We start from the raw sequence: 17,749 nt of genomic DNA on the forward strand, positions 1-17,749 counted from the left end.
TACGAATAGGATTACTTACGCCGCCAACGAATAGAACTGCTCGGCGAAAGTTTGCCGGATGCCGTTGTCTTTCATCTGCCCCTTGGCGATCATGTGAGCCACCTCGATACCGCCGAGCAGGATGCGTGCACACCGGAAATTCTTGAACCCGAGCATGGGGTGGGTACACCGCTTGATCGCGCGGTGGTCCTGGTCGATGATATTGTTCAAGTACTTCGTCTGCCGGATCTTGATTGGCGTTTCGCGCTCCGCGCTGATGGCTTCCAGCGCAGCCATACTGGCGCCACTTTTGTCGATCGTCACCGCCTCGGGTTCGCCATTCTGGGCGATCGATTTTTCGAAACACCGGCGCGCCGCAGTCTTATCCCGATGGGCCCGGAACAGAAAATCGATGGTGTTGCCGGCCTTGTCGACGGCGCGATACAGGTATTGGCCCTTGATCTTAATGTAGGTCTCACCGACGCGCCAGCTCTTGCCGACGGGGCGTTTGTGGCGGCGAACCGCTTTCTCCAGCACCGGCAGCAGCTTGAGGGCCCAATGATGCACGGTTGAGTGATCCACCGAGATGCCTCGCTCCGCCATTACTTCTTCCAGGTTTCGCAGGCTTAGCGCATAAGACACGTACCAACGCACGCACGTCAGGATTACATCAAGCGGGTAATGCAGGCGTTTGAGCACGCGGGCCACGGCCGGATTCAGCGTCTTCATCAAGCTTGCAGTCGTTCATCTTGTTCCGCACGTCACAGCCGACCGCCTTATTGCAACAGAACCAGAATTTCAGGCACTACAAGGTTCGAACGCGAAACTGCCGCGCTCGGACGTCAAGACACGGAACGAGCAAGGATCATCCCTAGAATGTGTGACGTATTCCGAGATTCACTCCCGCGGTCGTACCCTGCACGCCGTACAGCGCACCGTTGATGGATAAGCCCGTGTTCATTGCGCCATGGTTGTTCACTACGCCGACCTGGCCATAGAGCGTAGTTCTTTTTGAAAGGAAGTACTGCGTGCCCAGCGCCGCCATCAGCGAATGATTCGCCGTATGGTTACGGTCGCTCGTTACCCAGACGCCACCATTGAAGTCAAGAACGGGCAGCGCCAGGTAGTCGAGACCGCCGCCGTAGACATTACTGTTGAACGAGCCGGTGACCTTGTAGTTAACAAACGATGCCTTGGCCGTCAGCGCACCGAACTTGTACGCCACTCCAAGCGTGCGCCCTTCGAATTCTATCGTCGTGGAGACCGGCGTCTGCCCCGTGCCGCCGCTATTGCCGTCGTAAATCGCGGCGTTGATCATGAGGCTGCCATTATCGTATTTCAGACTCGCCGAGTATTGTCGGCCCGCCTGAAAATTCCCCGCTTCACCACCCAGCGCGTACAACACGCTGCCCTCGAATCCCGCAATGTTGGGCGTCGTGTAGGACACCGCGTTCGGGTTGAAAATACCGGTGCCGATCACGTTATCGACGTAGTTCACCACAGCGCTGCCAAACAGGGAAAACTGTCGCGGGTCCGACCCATACAGGGCCAGAAAGAAGGGCGAGAATTGCAGGCCTGCCTTGACATTGCCGAATTTCCCGTCGAGGGCGATCCAAGCCTGACGGCCGAACTGATTGCCGTTCGAGTCGTTGTAGGCACCGGTGGCCACACTGAACCCGCTTTCGAGCTTGAATTGCGCCTTTAGCCCGTCACCGAGGTCCTCAGTCCCAGCGATGCCGAACTGCGAAGGCGACGCTCCGCTGTCGATCAGAGAAAACTGCTTGCCGGCGTTCTGCCCGGTAATCGAATTGAGCGTCTTGCTCGTGTACAGCAAACCGCCGTCGACGACGCCATACAGCGTGACGCTGCTCTGCGCCTGGACCATGCCCGCAAACATTAAACCGGCCGCTCCGGCCACGAGTTTCAGCTTAAAAGTTTCATGATTGAACATCTGTTGTCTCCTCCGTTATCGCTCAACTACGGTTTTTTATGCAAAAAACGACGTGAAATCTATTTTTTATATAGGAGTACTTGCTAAATAGATTAAGAACGCATGGACCATTTTTCGGATTATGTGAAGAGGCGTGATAGCCCCTATTTCGTTGCATGTCCTCCCGATCGGATCGTCGCGACGCCTACATTGCCAGAATTGATTGTGGCTATTCGCAAATTCTGTGGCACTCGACAGCTGCCGTTGCAGTATCCGTTCTAGTTAAGCTGGGTCACAAACTTGGTGGTCAGGTAACCATCGAACGTCTCCGTACCACCCTCACTGCCATAGCCACTTTCCTTGATGCCGCCGAACGGGGTCTCGGCGACCGCCAGTCCCAGATGGTTGATCGACACCATGCCCGCCTCGAGCCCTCGGGCGATCACATGCGCATTCTTGCTGGATGTGGTGAAGGCGTAAGATGCCAGACCAAAAGGTAGCCGGTTGGCGCGCTGCAACGCCTCTTCAATCGTCTTGAAGCGGACAATTCCGGCCACAGGTCCAAATGGCTCTTCGTTCATGAAGCGGGCATCTTCCGGCAAATCGGTGATAACGGTGGGCGCGAAGAAATTGCCATCACCCGGCAACGCCTGCCCCCCGGTCAGGATGCTGGCACCCCGCCGGCTCGCGTCTTCTACGAACGCCTCTAAGGCGGAGACGCGGCGACGTTGCGCCAGCGGGCCCATTTTTGTTCCCGCCTCCAGGCCGTCGCCAACCTTCAATGTGTGGGCTTTAGCGACGAAGCGTTCCACAAACCGTTCGTAGACCCCTTCCTGGACATAAAAACGCGTGGGCGATACACAGACCTGTCCGGCGTTGCGGAATTTGTAGCTCACAAGCTGCTCAACGGCGGTTTCGATGTCAGCGTCGTCGCACACGATCACCGGCGCATGACCGCCCAGCTCCATCGTGCAGCGCTTCATCAAAGAACCGGCCAATGCCGCCAATTGCTGGCCAACAGGAGTGGAACCCGTGAACGAGATTTTGCGCACGATGGGTGACTTCATCAGATGGTCGGAAATCTTTCCCGAATCACCCCAAACCACATTGAGTACACCGGGCGGCAGGCCAGCATCATGGAACAGTTGAGCAATCGCTACCACGGCGCTGGGCGTATCGCTGGAACCCTTGACTATCACAGAACACCCGGCGCCAATCGCTGCAGCCACCTTGCGGATGGCTTGATTGAAGGGGAAGTTCCACGGCGAAAAAGCCACGCACACACCAATCGGCTCCCGCAAGACGATTTGCTGAACCTGGCTGGAGCGTGCAGGAATGACCCTCCCGTAAATCCGGCGGCATTCCTCGGCATGCCAGTCGGCATGTTCTGAGCAGACGGTCACTTCGCCCACGGCTTCGGCTAGCGGCTTGCCTTGATCCAGCGTAATGTTGCGACCGATATCTTGGGCACGCTCACGCGCCAGTTCGCCCACCTTGCGCAGTATCTGGCTTCGCAGCATCGGTGAGCTGTTACGCCATGATTCGAACGCGCGTTGAGCACTAGACAGAGCCCATTCGAGATCGGCTTCGGTCGCGTGCGGCATTTTACCGATCGGCAGATTGGTTGCAGGGTTCAGAACATCCCTTTCAAGGCGGCCACCGCCATGAATGAACTGACCATCGATGTACAGGGTTATTTGCGGATACATGGGCGTTGTGTCGGGTCAGGGAACGAGAATGGTGCGGCCAACAATTTTTCCGTGCTGGAGGTCTTCCAGTGCAGCATTGACTTCAGCAAGCGGTCGCCTTGTAACAGGGATGGAAGACACTGCCTTGTCTCTGAAGAGTCGGACCAGCTCTTTCAGCTCGGACAACGTCCCTACGTAACTTCCCTGCAAGGTGAGCGGGCGCATTGGAATGACAGGCAGAGACAGGTTGATCTCGCCGCCCATCAATCCGCAAATCACGATATGCCCACCCCTCGCGGAAGCGTCCATGGCCAGCTTGACAGTCGGTGGTGCCCCGACCAGATCAAGCACCGATCGCGCACCTCCGCCCGTGGCCTGGATGACCTGTTTAGCGGCGTCGTCTGCTTTGCCATCGATGGCGAGGAACGCCCCGGCCGCCATCGCGGCCTCCCGTTTGGCAGGATCGATATCGACGACAATCGCACCGTTGCCCCCCAGTGCCTTCAGGATCTCGATGGCCATCAGGCCCAGGCCGCCCGCACCGATGATGACCACAGGATCCTGATACAGGCGATCGCCCAATTTTTTGAGTGCACTGTAGGTCGTCACGCCTGCGCACGCCAAGGGAGCCGCACTCGCGGGGTCGAGCCCGTCCAGCTCCACCAGGTATCGTGGGTGCGGCACGATCACGTAGTCTGCAAATCCGCCGGGGCGCACAATGCCGAGTGACTGTGCCTTCAGGCACAGGTTCTCTTCGCCGCGCTCACAGGTAGCACATTCGCCGCAACCAATCCAGGGATGCACGAGTACCGTGGCGCCCGTCGGCACTGGACCAGCGTCCGGGCCCGCCGAAATCACCTCGCCGCAGATCTCATGGCTGAGGGTCAGAGGAGGCTTGATCCCTCGGTCAGCCAACTTGAGGCGACGGCCGCCACCGAGATCGTAATAACCTTCCCAGAGGTGCAAATCGGTATGGCAAAGGCCTGCGGCTTTGACCCGCAGCAGCACCTCGGTCCCTTGCGCCTGAGGCGCGGGCCTTTCCACCAGTTCAAGAGGCTGACCGTGTTCGGTAACGCAATAACAACGCATCAGATGTCCATAGAATTTATGAGCTGTATGCCCAGCGAAGACCGCTGGGCCTCCCAGGTGCTTCATCGTCAATTGGCGGTATAGCCCCCATCGACGACGAGTTCCGCCCCATGCACGAAAGAGGACTCATCCGACGCCAGGAACAGCACCGCCTGCGACACTTCGATCGGCTGTGCCGGGCGCTTGAGCAGAGTCGGGCCGAGCAGCGCCGGGCGAATGACCGGGTCGGCCAGCATGTCCCTGGTCATCTGCGTCTCGACGACGCCTGGGTGAACCGAGTTGATCCGGATGTTGAACGGCGCAAGGTCCACGGCGCAGGACTTGGTGAAAAGTCGCACGGCTCCCTTGGATGCCTCATATGCACTGGCGCCAGGGGCGCCAACCAGGCCGTAGATTGACGAGACGTTCACGATGGTGCCGCCCCCGGCTTTCTGCATGAACGGGATGACTGTGGGGGGCCGATGAAGACGCCGCGCGCATTCACCTCAAAGATCCGGTCCCATTCTTCGATCGACGTGTCTTGCACAGGCTTCAGAATCAGGATCCCGGCGTTATTGACCAGCACGTCGATGCGTCCTGCGCGCTCGATGATCTGGCACACAGCTGCATCCCACTCTGCTTCCCTCGTTACATCCAGCGCCAGGAAGTCGGCCTTGCCGCCATGCCTGAGTAGGCTCTCCACCGTGGCCAGGCCCTCTTCCGTATTCCTATCGGCCACAAACACCCATGCGCCTTGCGACGCAAGCAATTCGCTGTGCGATTGCCCCATCCCCATGGCGCCGCCGGTCACGAGAATTACTTTGCCTTGTCCGCGATTCATCACGCCCCCTCGGTTTGCCAATGTGTAAATGTTTACTGCAACTGGAAGCCCCTGTAGTCGTCACTCTGAACCTCAGCAAGCTGCTGTCGGTAGGCACCGAGGCCGGCGAGGTAGAAGTACACCGTGTTCTGCTTGCCTGGGATGTTCGCGCCGAAGATCCAGGACTCGGCCTTTGAGAACAGCGTCATATTCGCGATCTCCTGACACGTCCTGGTCCAGCTGGCCACGGCCTCGGCGGTGGGCTCCACCGTCTTGAGATTCCTGGCGTTGACGTTCTCGACAAGGGCGCTGATCCACTCCACCTGGGTCTCGATCGAGGGCGGCAGGTTGGTGAAGGGGCCATTGGGTCCCAGTACCATGAACATGTTGGGGAAGTTCACGTTCGTCACACCCAGGTAGCTGCTCGGGCCGCCCTTCCAGTGATCCTGGATGGTGAGGCCCTTGCGGCCGCGAATGTCGATCTTCGTGTAGTTGCCATCCACCGCGTCAAAGCCAGTGGCGAAGATCAGCACGTCCAACGCATGTTCGACCCCATCCGCCGTTTTCACGCCGGTGGGGGTGATCTCGACGATCGGATTGGCCTTAACGTCGACGAGATCGACATTCGGCCGGTTGTACGTGGCGTAGTAGCCGCTGTCACACAGCGGACGTTTGGCATATAGCTCTTGCGGTGTGAGCTTTCTGGCGGTTTCCGGGTCCTTGACGATCTCGACGATCTTGCCGCGGATGAAATCCTGCGCTGCCTTGTTGGCCTGCTCATCGGTTGCGATGTCGCAGAAGGTTTCGAACATGAAGCGGAAGCCACCGCCGTTGTCCCACGCCTTCTGGAAAACGGCCTGCCGCTCCTCCGCGGAAACGCTCATCGCCGGGACGGTGCTCTCCTCAAAGCCGAAAGCCACAACGGAACCCTTCACCTGCTCCCAGATCTCGTGATAGTTCTTCTTCACGTCTTCCACATACTGCGGAGTCAGGGGGCCGTTGCCAACCGGGACGCTGTATTGCGGCGACCGCTGGAACACGGTCAGATGCCTGACTTTCGGAGCGATCGCGGTGATGACCTGGACGCCAGTTGATCCCGTGCCGATCACGCCAACGCGCTTGCCTTCAAGGCTTACTTTCTCGGGCCAGTTGGCCGTGTGATATGACTCGCCCTGGAAGGTCTCGCGACCCTTGATGTTGGGGATGTTTGTCGCTGAGAGCAAGCCGAGCGCCGTCACGATGAACTTGGCGGTGTAGGCCTCTCCCGTGTCGGTCTTTACCTCCCAGAGGTTGGCCGATTCATTGAAGTGCGCCGACGTGATGCCCGTATTGAGCTGAATGTCGGGACGAAGGTTGTATCTATCCGCAACGTGCTCGAGATAGGAGAGGATTTGTGGTTGGGTCACGTAGCGGGTCGTGATGTCCATCTCCTGCAATAGCTCTTTGTCCCACGAGTAGCAATAGACGAAGCTCTCGGTGTCGGACAGAGCACCCGGATAGCGATTCCAGTACCAGGTGCCGCCCACGCCGCCGGCCTTGTCGAAGAGTCGGACCTTCAGGCCCTGTTCGTCGCGCAGCTTCTTTAGCATGTACATGCCGCCAAATCCGGCGCCTACGACAATGGCGTCGTAATGTGTCGCGAGTGTCATGATATGTCTCCTTGTTTCGGCCAAAGCTCCGCCAGCGGAGGTCGGCCCGCAATGAATGGAATGAGCGAAAAACCCGGGGGGCGTTGATGCCTGAAAAGGTGGTGGTCAATCGCCCTTGAACCACTTGCCGATGCGGCGAAGCTCCTCGTCTGCCTCGATGGCACGGCCCGCCAGGAACGGGAACACGTGCTGCATGCCGTCCACTACCGACAGAGTCACGTTGACACCTGCATCGCTGGCAATGCCCGCAAGGTCGGTGGCGTTGTCGAGAAGTGTCTCCACGGAGCCGGCAGCGATGTACAAGCGCGGAAAGCCCTTGTAGTTGGCCTTGAGCGGGTTGGCGAGAGGGTTCGTTCGTGAACCGTTTTCGCCGAGGAACATGCCCGACATGCCCTCCAGAAGCGTCTTGCTCACCAGGGCATCGCTCGTATGGTTGGTCTCCAGCGTCGTCCCTACGTGCTCCATGTCGAGCCACGGCGAGAACGCGATGACCGCACCCGGCAGGGCCACGCCATCGTCACGCACCTTGAGCACTGTCGCGATGGCCAGGTTGCCGCCGGCCGAGTCGCCACAGGTCGTGATGTCCTGCGCCTTGAAGCCGAGCGCCAGCAGTTCGCGGTACACCGCGGTCGAGTCCTCGATCTGGGCCGGGAACGGGTGCTCGGGTGCGCGGCGGTAGTCGATGACAACGGCAATGACGCCGAGGTGCTTGGCGAGGTGCCCTGCGAGCTTGCGGTGACTGGCGGCGGAACCCACGGCGAAACCGCCGCCATGGGTATAAAGAATGACTTTCGAAGCGTCCGCGCCTACCGGCGACGCCCAGATAGCCTCGACGCCAGCGACCGCTTTGGATTGGTAGGTCACGCCCTCCGGTTCCAAAGTCGGCTGGTGCCACTCGTCGAAGAGACTGCGCAGGTCCGCGATGGTCAGTGTCGGATTCGCGGTCATACGATCGGACCAGGACTGATACAAAACGCGCAGGAAATCTGCTTCGGGTGAGGTTTTCATTTCGTCTCCTTGTTACGTTGGAAGTTATGCCTCCCATTCTCGAAACAGAGACGATGGATGTATTGAACAAAACCTACCCTTTCGTTGAACAGAATTGCTCACGTTCCGCATGACTTCGTAGAGGTAGGCCCTCCATCGATACCAGGGCGGCACCACCTGCTGTATGCCACCGGGCCAACGCGCACATCCGATGCTTAGCCGTGGCAGGGTATTCCTCTATTTCAAGGGCAAGTTGCACTCAATATCCTCGCTCGAATGAGCGACACCATACAGGCGCCCTCGTCAAGGAAATCTCAAGATATATGTCAGGGCAAATGATGGCGGCCTCCGCCACGTTGAAATGCATGCTGGCGCATGCGCGCAGAAGACGCGAGCCTGCTCAGAAAGCGAACGGATTTCGGGCCTGATCAGTAAAGCGATGCCAACTGACAAAGCGCTCGCCGGGTCGCTAGTGACAGGGGGAGCACGCGGTAGCTATCGCTTGAGCGCGAAGTGTTGCCCGATCAGACCAAAGCTCGACAACAACGCTGGGGTACGTTCAGGGATGCGAAAGCCGCGCATACGGCGCTCGCGTTCCCAGATAGGTTGATGGCTGCTATCAAAATAGCTATGCATCCCCATATGAAAAAATGAGCAAAAGTTCAAAAGGGAGCAGAGTGGCAAGATGTCGAGCGGTGCATCATCGACGAGATGATGAATTCAGGTGCATCCAAGGAACGCATATGAACGCATTGATCCCCCCAGAGGAAATAGTTAGTTGGATTCCAGGGGAGTTGACACTGGACAGTGCGCCCCTCGCATGGGACGGCATGAAGCTGAAAGGCTATCGATACGACTCGTTAGACGTGGAAATCCCGACGATGCGGGATTACATGATCGTCGCGTACAAGAATCGCGATGCGCAGATGAGTCGACGTCAGGAGGGGGAGCGATGGCAATCTGCGCGGGTTGGACCGGGTGTTGTGTCGGTCCTTACGCGCGCTGCACAGTCACAGTGGCGCTGGAACAAGCCGATTGAAGTTTCCCATATGTACTTGTCGCAAGCCGCTGTGGGAAATATTGCCATCGAAGCCTTTGAACGGGACATCAAGAATATTGAAATGTTTGATGTCGTCAGCTCCGAAGATCCGGTCCTGTCCGCAGTCGTGGCGAATCTCGCGCACGAGCTGGAGCAAGGCGGGCCAGGCGGCAAGCTCTATGCGGAGGCTCTGAAAATACAAGGGTGCGTCCATCTTCTGCGTAACTATGCCAGCGTTGCCTTCCGCGAATTCCCTTGCTATGGCGGCCTCACAAAGCCTCAAGTCCGGGTGCTCATGGAATTTATCGAGACAAACATCGAGCGCAATATTTCGCTGGCAGAGCTTGCTGCTGTCACACGGCTCAGCACCTTTCACTTCACGAGGTGTTTCCGTGCGGAATTCGGTTGCCCGCCGCATGCTTACGTGATGAGTCGGAAGCTCGAACACGCCAAACAGTTACTTGGCCGCAAAGACGTATCCCTGAAAGCGGTTGCGGCCAGCAGTGGCTTTTCCGATCAAAGCCACATGACACGGCTTTTTCGTCGCGCGCTTAACACAACTCCCGCCGAATATCGGAGGCAGATCACTGGTCTCGGTCCAATGCACTCCGACTCAGAGATTGAGTGATGAAGTAAAAGCGGGTTTGGTGCAAATAACCTGCATGGAATAGCAGGTGTCTATAAATAGGATATCTTATTGAACCGACGGGACGGAATTCCGTACAGCAAGCGTGGCAGTGTCTTTGAGTCGCAAGCTGCCTAGCGAAAATCCTCACTTCCAAATGTGATGCATCAACTCGATGCCTGCGAACGTGATTGCGGCGTTCCTGAAACATCGAAGCCGAGCATGACGTTCGACTGGAACCAAATTTAGCGATGGTTTCGAGGTGGCTGTCTCGAAGAATCTGCCCCCCGCCGCCAGTTTGCTCGAGCGCCTTATAGCAATTCGCGCGCGCGGATATGACGAAGGTGAGTCAGTCCTCATTCCCGGCTTGGCTGCCATTAGCGCCCCGATACTCGACCTTCGGAACGAGCGGTCGCCTGTTTGAGCCTGATAGGCGCGAGCGCCGAAGTCTCGCGCATCAAAGCCAAAGCGATCCCGGTCACTCAGCGCGACGGCAAGAAATCCTGGGAGCATTGGCGTTGGCAATGTCCGATGTTCCTGCGCCAGACATTCGTCGAATACGCCGCCCAGACAATCAACAAGTCATTCTGGGCCGGTGCCTACTACCGCCAGCAGTGAGCCAAAGGCTGTTCATATCAGGCTGCTGTCAGGGCGTTGGCGTTCAAGTGGTACGGATCCTGTACCGCTGCTGGCAGACAGCCACACTCTACGACGAGGGCGTCTAAGTGAATGCGCTGAGGAAGCGGTGCCCGCCTCTCCTTGGAAGCCTCGCGCTTCCCCCTCGAAATGCTTGGCCGACTGACTCAGGGCGTGAAGCAGCTCTTCATGAAATCAGGTCCAATGGCTAAAAATTGCTGGGCGGACGCCTGGAGCCAAGCAGAAGCATCTAACGCGGTACTCCTTCCGCCGGGTCGACGAACTGCCGCAAGGTCAAGATAGTCGACCGACAAAAAACGCGTCAGGCCTTCCGGCAACTAGCGCGCCCCTTCTCGGGATTAAGCAGTAAACGAGGCTACTACTGGCCCCTTCGATATTGGTCGCTTGCATCTTCGCGTGGCTTCCCTCGCAATCCGGATAGCATTGTCGAAGCTCTTATCCGTGGCAACGTGCCTGTTATCGACGCTCACGAGCCAACTGCCGCCGCTGTAGCACCAGCGAATTCTCCTCTCTTCGAGGAGAGGAGCGAACCACCGCCAAATCGAGGCATCCTCGGCATTAGCGGTCAAGGCTGCCATCGCTCGCACATGCCCCATCTCATTCAGATTGCCCACCTGTCACCTCGTCAGACGTTGACGTTTTCTCGCACTACGCTCGAGACAATGTCGCCTCAAACTCCGGCACGACCGTGAACAGATCGCCGACCAGACCATAGTCCGCGACGCTGAAGATCGGCGCTTCCGGGTCTTTGTTGATCGCAACGATGACTTTCGAGTCTTTCATGCCGGCCAGATGCTGGATCGCACCCGAGATGCCGACTGCCACGTACAGTTGCGGCGCAACGATCTTGCCGGTCTGGCCGACCTGATAGTCGTTCGGCACGAAGCCCGCGTCGACCGCTGCGCGCGACGCGCCCAGCGCTGCGTTCAGCTTGTCAGCCAGCGGCTCCAGAACCTTGGTGTAGTTCTCGCCGTTGCCCAGCCCACGGCCACCCGAGACGATGATCTTCGCCGAGGTCAGTTCCGGACGGTCCAGCTTCGTCACTTCACGGCTCACGAATTGCGAGAGGCCCGTGTCGGCTGCCGCTTCGATCTTCTCGACCGTGGCGCTGCCGCCTTCTGCTGCGACCGGATCGAAACCGGTCGTGCGGACCGTGATGACCTTGATCGGATCAGCCGATTGCACCGTCGCGATCGCGTTACCCGCGTAGATCGGGCGCTCGAACGTGTCGGCGCTGTCCACGGCGGTGATATCGCTGATCTGTGCAACGTCGAGCTTCGCTGCGATACGCGGCGCGATGTTCTTGCCGTAGGCCGTTGCCGGCGTCAGGATGTGCGTGTAGTCCTTCGCAATGTTCAGGACCGTCGCTTCGACGTTTTCTGCGAGACCCGCTGCGAGTTGCGGCGCGTCGGCCAGCAGCACTTTGCTAACGCCTGCAATCTTCGCTGCTGCATCCGCTGCGCCCTGCGCGTTTTCACCTGCGACCAGCACGTGAATATCGCCACCAATCTTCTGCGCGGCTGCAATCGTGTTCAGCGTCGCCGCCTTGATCGACGCACTGTCGTGTTCTGCAATAATCAGAGTCGTCATTTTTTATCTCTCAGGTTCCAGCTACAACACCTTGGCTTCGGTCTTCAACTTCTCGACCAGCGTCTTCACATCCGGCACCTTCACACCGGCGGAGCGCTTCGGCGGCTCGACGACTTTCAGCGTCTTCAGGCGCGGCGTCACATCAACGCCGAGGTCTTCCGGCTTGATGACTTCCAGCGGCTTCTTCTTCGCCTTCATGATGTTCGGCAGCGTCACGTAGCGCGGCTCGTTCAGGCGCAGATCGGTCGTGATCACAGCGGGCAAGCTCAGCGACAGCGTTTCCGCGCCGCCATCCACTTCGCGCGACACCGTAGCCTTACCGTCGGCCACGACAACCTTCGAGGCGAACGTGGCTTGCGGCAGGTTGGCCAGCGCAGCCAGCATCTGGCCGGTCTGGTTCGAATCGTCGTCGATCGCCTGCTTGCCGAGGATGACCAGCTGCGGCTGTTCCCTGTCGACCAGCGCCTTCAGCAGCTTGGCGACCGACAGCGGCTGCAGGTCTTCGTTCGACTCGATCAGGATCGCGCGGTCCGCGCCGATTGCCAGCGCCGTGCGCAGCGTTTCCTGCGACTGCGTCACACCTGCCGACACAGCGATCACTTCAGTCGCCACGCCCGCTTCCCTCAGACGAACGGCTTCTTCAACCGCGATTTCGTCGAACGGATTCATCGACATCTTCACGTTCGCGATGTCGACGCCCGTGCCATCCGATTTCACTCGAACTTTCACGTTGTAATCGACCACACGCTTTACCGGTACCAGAATCTTCATAAAATCCCCAATCAACAAATATGCCGCCGCCCCGCAACCTGAGCAGGTACGGCCGCGCGGTCAGCTGATACGGTCACGCTTTCTGCGGATCGTAGAGCTTCTCCCTGATGAAGAGCGCGGGCACAAGCCCGCAAAGAAAGTAGGCCCCGCCCATGACCAGAAAGCCGAGGCCGATCGTGCCGTTGGTCGCAAGGAATCCAATCGCGGCAGGGGCAATCGCTGCACCGGCACGTCCCAGGTTGTAGGCGCCACCCACAGCCGAGCCGCGAATGCGGGCCTCGAAACTTTCGGTCATGTAAGTCGCGTTCACGCCATATGGCATCCCGTAGAGGAAGCCAAAAATGGTCATCAGATAAACAATGTTCCCTGGCGTGTGCCACAGCACGATAGCCGGCAAGAACACCGCCGCACCGAATGCCCCGAATGCGAACACCGCTCGCCGGCCAAACTTGTCCGCGAGCCAGCCTGCCATGATCTTTCCGAGGATCATGGCGACATAGGTGCCGACCATATAGCTCGTCATCGACGAAAAATTCAGATGTAATTCCTTCTCCAGATACGTCGGCATCCAGTTGCTGACGCCGTAATAACCGAACTGCAGCAGGCCCGCCGTCAGCGACCACAACATGAACATGCGGCAGCGAGCCGGATCGCCAAAGACGAGCTTCATCGCACCTACGCCTCTTTTTCTTCCGACGGCATTGCTGGGAGGGCGCGCATCTCGCGAAGCAACGTAACTCTCCGGTTCGGGAACCATACGTTGCATAACTAACGCAAGGACAACAGGAACAATCGAGATGAAGAAGAGATAACGCCAGCCGAATGCCGGCAGGATCCAGCCGGCCAGAATAGTCGCCACCACGTAGCCGACCGACCATCCTGCCTGTAACGTGCCGAGGATCGTCGTCCGAATTCTGGTAGGCGCATATTCGGACATCAGCGTATTACACGCTACATACTGTGCGCCGAGCCCAAGCGCCGCAATGAAGCGAAATGCGGCGAACTGTGAGAAGTTGTGCGTGAAGCCGAGCGCTGCTGTACCAATCGAAAACACCGCGATAGTCCAGACCATCGTACGCACGCGGCCAAAGCGATCACAGGCCCACCCGCCATAGATACCGCCAATCGCCATGCCCGCGAGCGTGATGCTACCCAGCGCCCCTGCTTCAATATTCGAGAGTCCGAATTCGTGCTTGAGACTCGACAGGCTATAAGAAAGGAACATCAGGTCTGCTCCGTCGACCATCAGACCGAGAAAAGCAAACACAAATGCCGCGATCCATACGCGATCGTGCGCGATCAGGCCTTGCCTGCTAAACGAATTGATTTCCATCTTCTCTCCTCCATGCGACAAACATGCCGACAGGCGCTCTTCGGCGCTTTCACGGCAAACAATCTTCGGCGACCGTCCCCGCGCTCTTAACTATTTCGACATAGCGGCAGCGTCTAGATACTCGCGTTGCGCATCATGTTCCGCGCGATGACAAGTTGCTGAATCTGGCTGGTGCCTTCGTAGATGCGGAACAGGCGCACATCGCGGTAAAAGCGTTCGATCGCATACTCCGCGACATATCCCGCCCCGCCGTGGATCTGCACTGCGCGATCGGCTACACGGCCGCACATCTCCGAAGCGAACAGCTTGCAGCACGATGCTTCGGTGGAGACGTCCTCCTTGTTGTCGCGACGACGAGCCGCGTCGAGCACCATCGAACGGGCGGAGTAGATCTCCGCCTTGCTATCGGCGAGCATGGCCTGAATAAGCTGAAATTCGCCGATCGGCTTGCCGAACTGCTGCCGCTCCAGCGCGTAGTGAAGCGCGTCTTCGAGCATGCGCTCGGCTGCGCCCACGCAAATCGCTGAAATGTGCAGCCGCCCCTTATCTAGCACTCTCATCGCGGTTTTGAAGCCAATGCCCTCCACACCGCCAATGAGGTTTTGCGCCGGTACACGGCAATTTTCGAAGATGACGTCGCATGTATGCGCGCCCTTCTGCCCCATCTTCTTGTCGATCTTTCCGAGCGATACACCAGGGAGGTCTCTTTCGACGATAAATGCGGAGATGCCGCCCGCGCCTTTGACATCGGGGTTGGTGCGGGCCATGACGGTATAGATGCCTGCCTCGGGTGCGTTCGTGATGAAGCGCTTGGTGCCGTTGATGACGTAGTCGTCGCCGTCGCGCACAGCCCGCGTGGACAGCGAACCGGCATCCGAACCGGAACCCGGTTCGGTCAGCGCGAATGACGCAATGAGTTCCCCCGACGCGAGCTTTGGCAGATAGTGTTGCCTCTGTTCCACCGTTCCGTCGATGATGATCCCTTGCGACCCGATACCGACATTGGTGCCGAATAACGAGCGAAAGCATGGCGAAGTTTTCCCGATTTCGAAGGCCACTAACACTTCCTCTTCCATCGTGAGCCCAAGACCACCGTATTCCTCGGGGATGGAAAGGCCGAAAAGCCCGAGCTCGCGCATCCCGGCAACGATGTCAGTGGGAATTTCATCTGTTTCCGCCACTTCATTCTCAGCGGGGACGAGTCGCTCGCGCACGAAGCGCGAAACTGCGTCGAGAAGAAGGTTTAGCGTTTCCTGGTCACGGATCATCTGTATTCCTGATTCCAAAGGGGGCGCTTCGCTCGAGCGTCCCATGTGTCGGTCATCGCCGCCCTATGGCAGCACCTAAACGTTGCACAAGGTCCACGAGGCGGGGACCAATGTCGTTTTCCAGCGTATCCCGGCTCATTACGAATGCTGGCCCCCCGCAATTGAAAGCCATGCGGGTGCCATCGGGTGCCGTGAACGGGGCGCCAACGCTGGCGATATCTTTGTCCCATTCGCCGATCGAGCGGCAGAAGCCGCGTTCCTCATAGTCCTTCAGTGCCTGATCGACGCCACGCTTGATGCGCGGCCACGCCGATTCGTCCTGAAGACGTACTTGCTCGAGCACTTCGTTGCGCTCATCCTCGGGCGCCGCCGCAAGGTACGCCCGTCCAATCGATGTCGTCGCAAGGGGCAATCGGACGCCGACGCCACGCATTACCGTAATCGGCGCGCTGCTGCGCACCCACTCGATGTAGACGATCGAAAGGCGATCACGAACCCCGACGGCTACCGATGCGCGGGAATACTCGGCAAGTTCCTGCATGAATGGGCGTGCGACATCCCGGATGTCCAGATTCGACAGCATCGAATAGCCAAGCGAGAGAACACCTGTCCCAAGGCTATATTTCCCGAGCGACTCCGAGTAGCGCAGATAACCCAGCTTCGCGAGCGTGCCTGCCAATCGCGCCACCGTTGCTTTCGGCAGGCTCGTGCGACGAGCAAGCTCCGACAACCCCAGATAGCGCTCCCGGGGGGCGAAGCACCGCAGCACCTCAAGCCCCCTCGCCAACGCAGTCACGAACTGCCGATCCGTGCTCGCCTCTTCGTCGAAACGCGCAATGTCACGTTGCTCATACTGGGGCTCCGATGACCCCGCCGCGTTTTTCATCTTCGACATAGCTGAACTCTGCCCTTGCGCTCTCGATTCCTTTCCCTTGCCGAATCCTGTCATGGCGAAAATCTCCGTGTCAAACATTTTCGAAATTCGGTCCGCACATCGGACCTTTTATGAACGTGCGTGCAATTTTGTATAACAAACCGGCCGGCGCCTTGCAAGATCCATTTAGATCGCCTTCTTGGCGCGCCAGTTAAGACTGTCTGCGACCGTGACTTAACGGTATTTACATTCAGCGTTGAGTCCGTTACTGTGCGTACCAGTTCAGATTCTATATCATCGGTCCGCACAGCGGACCAATACAGAGAGCAAACCTCACCCGAGGATCGCCTTTAACTTCAGGATGACTTCCATGTCCGGAGCACTTTCACACCTTCGCGTTCTCGATCTGTCCCGCATCCTGGCCGGCCCCTGGGCGAGCCAAACGCTGGCGGATCTGGGCGCTGAAGTGATCAAGATCGAACGAACTGGCACGGGCGACGACACCCGCGGCTGGGGCCCGCCCTACCTGCACGACCATGACGGCAATGCCACCGGCGAATCCGCCTATTTCCTGTCCGCCAATCGCGGCAAAAAGTCGGTCACGCTGGACATAGCGACGCATGAAGGGCAAGCCATCATCCGGAAGCTGGCGGAACAGAGCGACGTGTTCATCGAGAACTACAAGGTCGGCGACATGGCACGCTACGAGCTTGCGTACAGCGATCTGCGCGCAATCAATCCGCGCCTCATTTACTGCTCGATAACAGGCTTCGGGCAAGACGGTCCGCTCTCGAAGCTGGCCGGTTACGACTTCATCGTTCAGGCCATGGGCGGATTGATGAGCATCACAGGCGAGCGGGACGAACTGCCAGGCGGTGGTCCACAAAAGGTCGGGGTAGCGTTTGCTGACTTGATGACAGGAATGTATGCAACCGTCGGCATTCTGGCTGCACTGGCACATCGCACAGAGACGGGCGAAGGCCAATACATCGACATGGCATTGCTCGACGTACAAGTCGCGGCGATGGCGAATATGAACCTCAACTACCTTGTATCGGGAAAGACGCCGAAACGCGAAGGCAATGCGCACGCGAACATCGTGCCTTACCAGGTGTTCAAGGCCAAAGACGGCCAAATGGTGCTGGCCGTCGGCAACGACGGACAGTTCCGCAAATTCTGCGAGATTGCGAATTGCACACATCTGGCAACCGATCCGCGTTTTGCAACGAATGCGGTACGCGTGATGAACCGCGAAACGCTCGTCCCAATGATTCAGGAAGTCCTGGTTACGCGCACGATTGAACAGTGGGTGACGCCACTCGCGGGCGCGGGCATACCTTGCGGACCGATCAACGACATCGCCCAGACGTTCGCACACCCCCAGGTCCAATACCGCGGTATGCGGGTGGATTTGCCTCATCCGCTCTCCGGCAGCGCGCCCACCGTAGCGAATCCGATCCGGATGTCAGCG

15 protein-coding genes and 2 pseudogenes are annotated in these 17,749 nt (G+C 58.5%); 3 read left to right on the plus strand and 14 right to left on the minus strand.

Annotated elements, in window-relative coordinates; all coding sequences use genetic code 11:
- Nucleotides 1–15 precede the first annotated feature (15 nt).
- The 9 genes and pseudogenes from GNZ13_RS44790 to GNZ13_RS54515 form a co-directional block, all read right to left on the minus strand.
- The gene (locus GNZ13_RS44790) at nucleotides 16–708 is read right to left on the minus strand and encodes an IS6 family transposase (RefSeq protein ID WP_172177121.1); all 693 of its coding nucleotides are present in this window, start codon (nucleotides 706–708) and stop codon (nucleotides 16–18) included.
- A 142-nt stretch (nucleotides 709–850) separates the two neighbouring features.
- The gene (locus GNZ13_RS44795) at nucleotides 851–1,930 is read right to left on the minus strand and encodes a porin (RefSeq protein ID WP_172177123.1); all 1,080 of its coding nucleotides are present in this window, start codon (nucleotides 1,928–1,930) and stop codon (nucleotides 851–853) included.
- 257 nt (nucleotides 1,931–2,187) lie between these two features.
- Nucleotides 2,188–3,618 carry an NAD-dependent succinate-semialdehyde dehydrogenase gene (locus GNZ13_RS44800; RefSeq protein ID WP_172177125.1) on the minus strand — a complete coding sequence of 477 codons (1,431 nt, stop codon included), beginning with the start codon at nucleotides 3,616–3,618 and terminating at the stop codon, nucleotides 2,188–2,190.
- Between the two features lie 15 nt (nucleotides 3,619–3,633).
- Nucleotides 3,634–4,686, minus strand: coding sequence for an alcohol dehydrogenase (locus tag GNZ13_RS44805; RefSeq protein WP_172177127.1), 1,053 nt, complete (start codon nucleotides 4,684–4,686; stop codon nucleotides 3,634–3,636).
- Between the two features lie 68 nt (nucleotides 4,687–4,754).
- A complete protein-coding gene (locus tag GNZ13_RS53665) occupies nucleotides 4,755–5,123 on the minus strand; it encodes an SDR family oxidoreductase (RefSeq protein WP_268959241.1) in 369 nt (122 codons plus the stop codon).
- Entirely contained in the window at nucleotides 5,093–5,506 is a 414-nt protein-coding gene (locus tag GNZ13_RS53670) for an SDR family NAD(P)-dependent oxidoreductase (protein ID WP_268959242.1), read from the minus strand. Before GNZ13_RS53670 ends, GNZ13_RS53665 begins: the two co-directional genes overlap by 31 nt.
- A gap of 32 nt (nucleotides 5,507–5,538) precedes the next feature.
- Nucleotides 5,539–7,134: a flavin-containing monooxygenase gene (locus GNZ13_RS44815; protein WP_172177129.1), complete on the minus strand. Its 1,596-nt coding sequence runs from the start codon at nucleotides 7,132–7,134 to the stop codon at nucleotides 5,539–5,541.
- Between the two features lie 105 nt (nucleotides 7,135–7,239).
- Nucleotides 7,240–8,142 (minus strand): alpha/beta hydrolase, encoded by a 903-nt coding sequence (locus GNZ13_RS44820; RefSeq protein ID WP_172177131.1) that lies wholly within the window; start codon nucleotides 8,140–8,142, stop codon nucleotides 7,240–7,242.
- 379 nt (nucleotides 8,143–8,521) lie between these two features.
- Nucleotides 8,522–8,742: pseudogene (locus tag GNZ13_RS54515) on the minus strand (IS6 family transposase); the annotation flags it as partial.
- A gap of 122 nt (nucleotides 8,743–8,864) precedes the next feature.
- Here GNZ13_RS54515 and GNZ13_RS44825 point away from each other — a divergent pair.
- A complete protein-coding gene (locus GNZ13_RS44825; RefSeq protein ID WP_172177133.1) occupies nucleotides 8,865–9,788 on the plus strand; it encodes a helix-turn-helix domain-containing protein in 924 nt (307 codons plus the stop codon).
- A gap of 435 nt (nucleotides 9,789–10,223) precedes the next feature.
- Nucleotides 10,224–10,510: pseudogene (locus GNZ13_RS54035) on the plus strand (IS110 family transposase); the annotation flags it as partial.
- Nucleotides 10,511–11,090: 580 nt separating this feature from the next.
- On the opposite strand, the gene GNZ13_RS44835 reads toward GNZ13_RS54035, so the two are convergent.
- From GNZ13_RS44835 to GNZ13_RS44855, 5 genes are all read right to left on the minus strand, one after another.
- Nucleotides 11,091–12,032: an electron transfer flavoprotein subunit alpha/FixB family protein gene (locus tag GNZ13_RS44835; RefSeq protein WP_172177135.1), complete on the minus strand. Its 942-nt coding sequence runs from the start codon at nucleotides 12,030–12,032 to the stop codon at nucleotides 11,091–11,093.
- Nucleotides 12,033–12,053: 21 nt separating this feature from the next.
- Entirely contained in the window at nucleotides 12,054–12,803 is a 750-nt protein-coding gene (locus GNZ13_RS44840; RefSeq protein WP_172177137.1) for an electron transfer flavoprotein subunit beta/FixA family protein, read from the minus strand.
- Nucleotides 12,804–12,876: 73 nt separating this feature from the next.
- Complete coding sequence (locus GNZ13_RS44845) at nucleotides 12,877–14,136, minus strand: MFS transporter (protein ID WP_172177139.1); 1,260 nt, start codon at nucleotides 14,134–14,136, stop codon at nucleotides 12,877–12,879.
- Nucleotides 14,137–14,249: 113 nt separating this feature from the next.
- Nucleotides 14,250–15,404 (minus strand): acyl-CoA dehydrogenase family protein, encoded by a 1,155-nt coding sequence (locus tag GNZ13_RS44850; RefSeq protein WP_172177141.1) that lies wholly within the window; start codon nucleotides 15,402–15,404, stop codon nucleotides 14,250–14,252.
- Between the two features lie 52 nt (nucleotides 15,405–15,456).
- Nucleotides 15,457–16,290, minus strand: a complete 834-nt coding sequence (locus tag GNZ13_RS44855) for an IclR family transcriptional regulator (RefSeq protein ID WP_172177147.1) — start codon at nucleotides 16,288–16,290, stop codon at nucleotides 15,457–15,459.
- A 358-nt stretch (nucleotides 16,291–16,648) separates the two neighbouring features.
- On the opposite strand from GNZ13_RS44855, the gene GNZ13_RS44860 reads away from it, so the two are divergent.
- The coding region (locus GNZ13_RS44860; RefSeq protein ID WP_172177143.1) for a CaiB/BaiF CoA transferase family protein at nucleotides 16,649–17,749 on the plus strand (1,101 nt) is incomplete at its 3' end.

It is taken from the genome of Paraburkholderia elongata, assembly GCF_013177735.1.
In the GTDB taxonomy this organism is placed as follows: Bacteria; Pseudomonadota; Gammaproteobacteria; order Burkholderiales; family Burkholderiaceae; genus Paraburkholderia; species Paraburkholderia elongata.

What these genes read in the sequence shown, in the direction of transcription:
- GNZ13_RS44790 (WP_172177121.1), bottom strand. Translation starts at nt 708, where the DNA reads ATGAAGACGCTGAATCCGGCCGTGGCCCGCGTGCTCAAACGCCTGCAT.
- GNZ13_RS53670 (WP_268959242.1), bottom strand. Translation starts at nt 5,506, where the DNA reads ATGAATCGCGGACAAGGCAAAGTAATTCTCGTGACCGGCGGCGCCATG.
- GNZ13_RS44825 (WP_172177133.1), top strand. Translation starts at nt 8,865, where the DNA reads ATGAACGCATTGATCCCCCCAGAGGAAATAGTTAGTTGGATTCCAGGG.
- GNZ13_RS44835 (WP_172177135.1), bottom strand. Translation starts at nt 12,032, where the DNA reads ATGACGACTCTGATTATTGCAGAACACGACAGTGCGTCGATCAAGGCG.
- GNZ13_RS44840 (WP_172177137.1), bottom strand. Translation starts at nt 12,803, where the DNA reads ATGAAGATTCTGGTACCGGTAAAGCGTGTGGTCGATTACAACGTGAAA.
- GNZ13_RS44815 (WP_172177129.1), bottom strand. Translation starts at nt 7,134, where the DNA reads ATGACACTCGCGACACATTACGACGCCATTGTCGTAGGCGCCGGATTT.
- GNZ13_RS53665 (WP_268959241.1), bottom strand. Translation starts at nt 5,123, where the DNA reads ATGCAGAAAGCCGGGGGCGGCACCATCGTGAACGTCTCGTCAATCTAC.
- GNZ13_RS44845 (WP_172177139.1), bottom strand. Translation starts at nt 14,136, where the DNA reads ATGGAAATCAATTCGTTTAGCAGGCAAGGCCTGATCGCGCACGATCGC.
- GNZ13_RS44795 (WP_172177123.1), bottom strand. Translation starts at nt 1,930, where the DNA reads ATGTTCAATCATGAAACTTTTAAGCTGAAACTCGTGGCCGGAGCGGCC.
- GNZ13_RS44820 (WP_172177131.1), bottom strand. Translation starts at nt 8,142, where the DNA reads ATGAAAACCTCACCCGAAGCAGATTTCCTGCGCGTTTTGTATCAGTCC.
- GNZ13_RS44855 (WP_172177147.1), bottom strand. Translation starts at nt 16,290, where the DNA reads ATGAAAAACGCGGCGGGGTCATCGGAGCCCCAGTATGAGCAACGTGAC.
- GNZ13_RS44800 (WP_172177125.1), bottom strand. Translation starts at nt 3,618, where the DNA reads ATGTATCCGCAAATAACCCTGTACATCGATGGTCAGTTCATTCATGGC.
- GNZ13_RS44805 (WP_172177127.1), bottom strand. Translation starts at nt 4,686, where the DNA reads ATGCGTTGTTATTGCGTTACCGAACACGGTCAGCCTCTTGAACTGGTG.
- GNZ13_RS44850 (WP_172177141.1), bottom strand. Translation starts at nt 15,404, where the DNA reads ATGATCCGTGACCAGGAAACGCTAAACCTTCTTCTCGACGCAGTTTCG.